This window comes from Polaromonas sp. P3_C2 (assembly GCF_056402675.1).
This window is the reverse complement of the sequence record NZ_JBFUGX010000469.1, coordinates 1-3,293: the sequence shown is the minus strand read 5'-3', so window position 1 is coordinate 3,293 and position 3,293 is coordinate 1. Positions and strand designations below refer to the sequence as shown.

The following is a 3,293-nucleotide window of genomic DNA, read 5'->3' as shown; positions in this document are numbered from 1 at the left end:
AAGCCTTTGGCGCCAAATTGAGGCAGGCTTACAGAGTTTGCTGAATAAAATTTGACGCCATTTTGGGTTTTATCACCTACGAAAACATAGCCCGTCGATGGCAGCAGGTAAACAACCCCTGCGTACTCAGCGTCCTTCACGCCTGCCACGACGTCAGTGGCTGTACCGGCTTTTCGAGCTCTTTCGGGAACTTGCACACATATCTCTGCAGAAAAAAGCTTTCCATCCGCCGGTTTGGCCGTGTCGGGTGCGAAGCTGGATGTCGCGAGCCTGGTCCAGTATTCCGCTTGACTAGAGGAGAATTCCTGGCAGACTTTCTCGCCATTGGACTGCCGAGGGGACCAGCCTACATACCTGGCTGTCGTAGTCAAGTCCTCCGTGAGAGAAGCCAGACGAGCCTGAAGAACCAGATTCTTTGCTTTTCGACCGTCCACAGTTGCCAAATCGATCTGGAACTGGATATCTGCGATTTGAAGCAGCAGTTGCTTAACGTCGACGTCCCGGCTCTTACTTTTACGCTCACGTACTTTTGCAAGCTTATCTTGCTCAATCTTCAATTTCTTCGTCCAGACTGCAGCTAAGGCTTTGTCGTCTTTTTGGTCCTTATCCGCTGCCTTCAGAAGAGGCAAATCTTTGCTCAAGATCTTTTGCCGTTCCGCAATTCGCTCAGTCATGAAATCTGCGCAATCGCCGTATGCCGAGGCAGAGGTTGCTGACACGCCCGCTAGCGCAACCGCCTTAGCCAGATTTAATACCGTACCCGAGACAGAAGCAATTACCTGAGCCGTTCGATCATCAGCTTCGGCGCTCAGCGACTTGATCATCCCGTTCGGGTGAAGTTTGATGGTGGCAGCGGTAACCTTCATGGGTGAGTTGAGCAACTCGTAGCGAAGGCTGTAGGTTTCGAGTGGATCAGGCTCCAAATGGAGTACCGCTGAGCCCGCAACTAACTCGTACGCCAAGACTGGGGCACCACCTGGTGACAATATTGAGCATCCCTTKACAAGAAACCTGGCTTCAGCGTCGAAAGCTGCCATAGGCAGGTTGTAGAGCACACCGACCGTCGCATCCGCCTCTTTCGATACAGGTTTTGTTTGTAGTTGGGTCGTGCAACCGGCAAGGGCCAGCGACGCGGCCGTCAGAATCGAGAGTTTGAGCATGGGATCCCCCCTTTTTTTGATGTGTGGCGCTTGATTCTTGGTGAGCCGAGCTCATGGCGCATCATCTGTTTAGGGGAGCTTTGGCAGCGGGAGGCCCAATTGCCAATATTGCCCAATTGCCGATTGGAGTGTGAGCACGCCGTCGTGCCTTAGCCAACGATTCCGCTGGGAACGTGGCTGGCGTTGGGTCTTTACGAGCTAGTCTGGAATGAGGTGATATCGGGACGGCCGGGCAGGTGGAGCGTTGCCACCACCTCCGGGGTTTGCGCCAGCAATTGGCCCTTCTTCCACACTTTTAATCGGTTCGCCCGCAAGCGGATTGCCTCCACCGGGTCGCGCGCCTGGAGCAACACAAAGCTTGCGTCGCAGCCTACGTCCAGGCCATAGCCCTGCAAATGCATGGCCCTGGCGGCATTGACCGTCACCGCGTCGAAGCACTGGCGTATGCCTTTCTGGCTGGTCATTTGCGCCACGTGCAGGCCCATGTGCGCCACTTCCAGCATGTCGCCGCTGCCCATGCCGTACCAGGGGTCCATCACGCAGTCGTGACCGAAGGCGACGTTGACGCCTGCCGCCATGAGCTCGGGCACGCGGGTCATGCCGCGGCGCTTCGGGTACGTGTCGTGGCGGCCTTGCAGGGTGATATTGATCAGCGGGTTGGCGATGACGCTGACGCCACTCTCGGCGATAAGCGGCAGCAGCTTGCTGACATAGTAGTTGTCCATGCTGTGCATGGAGGTGCAGTGGCTGCCGTTGACGCGGCCCTGCAGGCCCAGGCGCTGGGTTTCGTCGGCCAGGGTTTCGATATGGCGGGAGAGCGGGTCGTCGGATTCATCGCAGTGCATGTCGACCAGCAGGCCGCGTTCGGCCGCAATCTCGCACAGCAACTTCACGCTGGCTGCGCCGTCGGCCATGGTGCGTTCAAAGTGGGGGATGCCGCCGACCACGTCCACGCCCTTGTCGAGTGCGCGCTCCAGGTTGTTGATACCGCCTTTTGTTCGCAGCACGCCGTCTTGCGGGAAGGCGACCAGTTGCAGGTCGATGTATGGGGCGACCTGCTTTTTGACTTCAAGCAATGCGTCTACCGCCAATAGGCTGGGTTCGCTGGTGTCCACGTGGCTGCGAATGGCCAACAGCCCTTTGGCGACGGCCCAGTCGCAGTAGGTGAGGGCGCGTTCGATAAGCGCTTCGGCTGTGAGCAGGGGCTTCAGTTCGCCCCACAGCGCGATGCCTTCGAGCAGCGTCCCGCTTTCATTGACACGTGGCAGGCCGTAACTGAGCGTGGCGTCCATGTGGAAGTGCGGGTCGACAAAAGGCGGGCTCAGCAGGTAGCCACCGGCGTCTACCGTTTCATGGGCTTGCGCACCCGCGATAGGGCCTTCGCTGACCTGGGTGATCTTGCCGTTCTGCACGGCGATGGTCATGCCGGTGCGGCCGTCGGGCAGGCTGGTGTTGTTGATCAGCAGGTCAAGCATGGGAAAGGTGCTCCATTTCTTCTGCGCGGTCAGGCTGTGGGCGCTGTGTTGTCGCGCGTGGTTTTGCCCCAATCTTTTTGGGGCAAGCGGTACAGGCGGTGTCGCCGCACCGGGCTGTCGGCTGGTACGGAAGGGTGGTCAAACTGTTCACCGGGGCTTTCCTCCATTCCCAAACGGTGCATTACGGCGCGGGAGCGAGCGTTGTTGAGGCTGGTGAAGGCCACGATTTCGTCCAGCTGCAAGACGTCAAACCCGATGCGCAGCGCCAGGCGTGCGGCTTCCTGGGCTAGGCCGTGGCCCCAATAGGGCTGGGCCAGGCGCCAGCCGATTTCAACGCAAGGGTTGAAGGGCAGATCCGCGGTCGGGCTGTTCAGGCCCACGAAGCCGATGAACTGAGGTGCATGGGTGCCCGCTGGCCGGTATTCCGCTGCCCACAGGCCCCAGCCACGTTCGGTGATCGAGGTGCTGATGCGGTCAACCAGCGCGTCACTTTGCGCGCGTGTAAGCGTCGCGGGAAAGTGTTCCATGACCTTGGGGTCTGCATTCAGTGCGGCAAAGGGAGTGCGGTCATCGCCCACCCAGGGGCGCAGGCGTACGCGCGCGCCTGCCAGAAAGGCGGGAGGGACGGCGACGTGGCCTGAGGGCGTGCTGCGCATGG

3 protein-coding genes are annotated in these 3,293 nt (G+C 59.4%); all 3 read right to left on the bottom strand.

Annotated elements, in window-relative coordinates; genetic code table 11:
* Window positions 1-1,160: hypothetical protein (locus tag AC1DWI_RS17300; RefSeq protein ID WP_477725294.1), on the bottom strand; the 1,160-nt coding region annotated here is incomplete at its 3' end.
* 191 nt (window positions 1,161-1,351) lie between these two features.
* A complete protein-coding gene (locus AC1DWI_RS17295; protein ID WP_477669469.1) occupies window positions 1,352-2,635 on the bottom strand; it encodes an amidohydrolase family protein in 1,284 nt (427 codons plus the stop codon).
* A gap of 29 nt (window positions 2,636-2,664) precedes the next feature.
* Window positions 2,665-3,291, bottom strand: coding sequence for a GNAT family N-acetyltransferase (locus AC1DWI_RS17290; protein WP_477669470.1), 627 nt, complete (start codon window positions 3,289-3,291; stop codon window positions 2,665-2,667).
* Window positions 3,292-3,293 lie beyond the last annotated feature (2 nt).

Bases quoted from the DNA above. Each gene is read 5' to 3' on its own strand.
- AC1DWI_RS17295 (WP_477669469.1), bottom strand. From the start codon at position 2,635: ATGCTTGACCTGCTGATCAACAACACCAGCCTGCCCGACGGCCGCACC.
- AC1DWI_RS17290 (WP_477669470.1), bottom strand. From the start codon at position 3,291: ATGCGCAGCACGCCCTCAGGCCACGTCGCCGTCCCTCCCGCCTTTCTG.